Genomic DNA, 2,848 nt, shown 5'->3' on the forward strand with positions numbered 1-2,848 from the left:
CCCCTTGCGATATTCTTTGCTTATGGCGATAACCTCCCATGAGCAAGTTTACCACGATCCCTTAACTGCTGAAGCCTTTCGCCTGAAAGGCGAAGGTTTTAGACCTGGCGCATGGAAAAATAAATAAAAGAAGGAATGAGTTATCCAATCGTCAATCTGAAATAGTTTCAATCACTCTAAGATTCCTTCGCCAAGAAGCTAGTTACGCTGATTTGCAAGGAATAATGATAGAAGTATAAAAGAGAGATCAGCTTAAGTTTCTATTGAAGGATGAATTACTTTGAACGTTTCTGCTTCATCGTTGGTTAAGGGTGCATTTGACAATGCACTCAAAAGAGGAGATAGAAGGAATTTTAACAAAGGAAAAGGGCTGATGGAATAACGGACACAGACATCAGATGAGAATTTCAGCAACGTGTAGGGCATATTTTTTCACCACGAAGGACACGAAGAAGGCAATTGATTCATTATGGACGAACATAAGATATGGCTCCGGTTTTAAATATTATAAACGCCAACAAGAATTTCGATGGGACCATTGCCCTTGATGATTTTTCCTTAGAAGTTCCAAAAAACTCGATCACCGGTATTATCGGCCCTAACGGGGCAGGAAAGGCCACGTTATTTAATGTAATAACGGGTTTTCTAACCCCGGATTCGGGAAAGATCATATATGGTGGCAGGGATTTGAACGGGCTGTCACCTTATCGCATTACCCGCCTTGGAATGGTCCGCGAATTCGGGGTGACCGTCCTGATCGTAGAGCAGAAGGTCCGGGAAGTCCTGGAAGTCTGCCATCACATCTATTCAATTAAACTGGGGAAAGTTGCCTATTCCGGAAGACCCGAGATCCTGAAAACCGATAAGCAAAAGCTAAAAGAACTGTTTTTATGAGACGTACTGTCCTGGGACCCCCTGTGGCCTCCTATCATCAAGCTCTTCGATAAGCTGGGGCAGATTCAGAAATTTTATAGAAATCCCCTTGTACTTACGGGAAAAGGCCTGCTTGACATCCGCGGCAACCACGAAGAAAACGGCTTCTGGATAACGCCTGGAAAAGGCAAGGAGGTTTTTACAGTCAAGATCATTGGCAGACCACTTGCATTCTATAGCTATAGGGGAAATTCCACGAAAGATAAGCACAAAATCTACCTCGTGGCCTCTTTTATCCCTCCAGTAATGCACGTGATGCATCTGAAAGCAGGCTTGGATCTCGTTCAAGACAAGATGTTCCCATAAAAGCCCCAGATCATCAGGCCGTAAGGTGCTGAGCCCCCGGTAGTAGCACACAAAGCCGGTATCAAAGGCATAGACCTTGGGGGCAGAGATAATCTCTGATGAACGATAAGTGCTGAAAGGCCTTAGCACATGGGCAACATGGGCAGACTGCAACACCTCGAGATAGTTGGCAATGGTGGTCCTGCTCGCTTCGCATGGCCCGGCAAAACGGGTGGCCTCAAAGATTCCCCCGCTTTGCATCAAAAGCAGCTCCACAAAACGCAGAAAAGAATATCTCTTTCCCAGCCTGAAAAGCTCCTGGATGTCCTTGGCCCAGAATGCATCCATCCATTCCTGGAAGTCCTGCTCGGGATATTCCCCGGAGAGGAAAAACGGAGGGAGCCCGCCCCTCAGGAGCCGGTATTTCAAGTCAGCCTGGCCGAAATCCTTAAGATCGCACAGAATCATGGGAGTAAGCCAGACCTCTGCCTTGCGCCCTGATAGAGTATCCTTGAACCTTGCCGATGCGCCCAGGGTAGAGGAGCCAGTGGCCAAGATCTTTACGCCTGGAAAATGATCAGCAGCAATCTTTAAGACCTCTGAAGGATTAGGAAGCCTGTGTACTTCATCGAGCACCACCCTTTTCCCGTGCATTCCTTCCCAAAAACTCTCCGGGTCCTCCAGCATTCTGCGTACCCTGGGAAGCTCGCAATCAAAGTACTCAATGTCTCCCAAAGTAAGGCACAGGCAGGTCTTGCCCACCCGGCGCACCCCTGAAAGCCATACCACGGAGCGTCTCTGCCAGGCCTTTCCGATCCTCTCTATCCAGAATCTTCTTGCGACTAAATCTGAAACCATATAAAAGTATAATTGCACAAAGTGACACTGAATGCAAGAATACCTGCAAACAGTAGGAGATGGAGGATGGCATTCCAAGGCTGACCCCGAGGCTGGAGAACCTGGCACTGGTGAAATACAAAGAACAGGGGTATTCTCCAAACCTGATTTGAGCGGTCCCCGAGTTTGCCAGGTATTCAGCCTATTCCCGGTACTTAAAGAAAGGCAAAAACAAAGGGCGGGGACGTTAAGCAGCGGAGAGCAGCAGATGCTCGCCATCGGCAGGGCACTGATGCTGGAACCAGAACTGCTTTTACTGGACGAGCCGTCACTGGGACTTTCCCCGAATTATGTGGATATCCTGTTTGAGAAGATAAAGGAGATTAACAGGGACGGAACCGCCATTCTTCTCGTGGAACAGAATGCAAGAATGGCTTTGGAATATGCAGATCGAGGTTACGTATTTGAAATAGGCAAAATTGCCTTTCAGGATGAAGCAAAAAACCTCCTTGAAAATGATAAGGTGAGAAGGTCGTTTTTAGGGGAGAGATAGTCTTATTTAGTGTCTGAACGAGGCCGTTCAGACACAATTTTGAATGTTGAAATTCAAAAGCTGGGACATTGCGTGAAATTTGTAGTTTTTTGGCATTTCTTCTTTTCAGGCCATATGAGTCTGTCCCGCAAATATTAGTTGCAAAATGAGGCCGAATTCGGTAAAATATTATATAATTTCAACATGATAATTGCTTTTTGAGGGCCTCATGAACTACAATTTCAGAAGCTATAATCCGGA

General features: G+C 46.5%; 2 protein-coding genes and 1 pseudogene. 2 read left to right on the top strand and 1 reads right to left on the bottom strand.

What is annotated here, in order from left to right; all coding sequences use genetic code 11:
* The first annotated feature begins 486 nt into the window (after positions 1 to 486).
* Positions 487 to 894, top strand: coding sequence for a hypothetical protein (locus tag C4B57_12010; protein PXF50537.1), 408 nt, complete (start codon positions 487 to 489; stop codon positions 892 to 894).
* Here the strand turns inward: C4B57_12010 and C4B57_12015 are convergent.
* A complete protein-coding gene (locus C4B57_12015; protein ID PXF50538.1) occupies positions 889 to 2,334 on the bottom strand; it encodes an ATPase in 1,446 nt (481 codons plus the stop codon). The genes C4B57_12010 and C4B57_12015 overlap by 6 nt on opposite strands.
* Between C4B57_12015 and C4B57_12020 the strand changes: the two are divergent.
* Positions 2,246 to 2,608 (top strand): annotated as a pseudogene (locus tag C4B57_12020) (ABC transporter ATP-binding protein). The gene C4B57_12015 and the pseudogene C4B57_12020 overlap by 89 nt on opposite strands.
* Positions 2,609 to 2,848: the final 240 nt, after the last annotated feature.

The sequence above is a fragment of the Deltaproteobacteria bacterium genome, from assembly GCA_003194485.1.
In the GTDB taxonomy this organism is placed as follows: domain Bacteria; phylum Desulfobacterota; class Dissulfuribacteria; order Dissulfuribacterales; family UBA3076; genus UBA3076.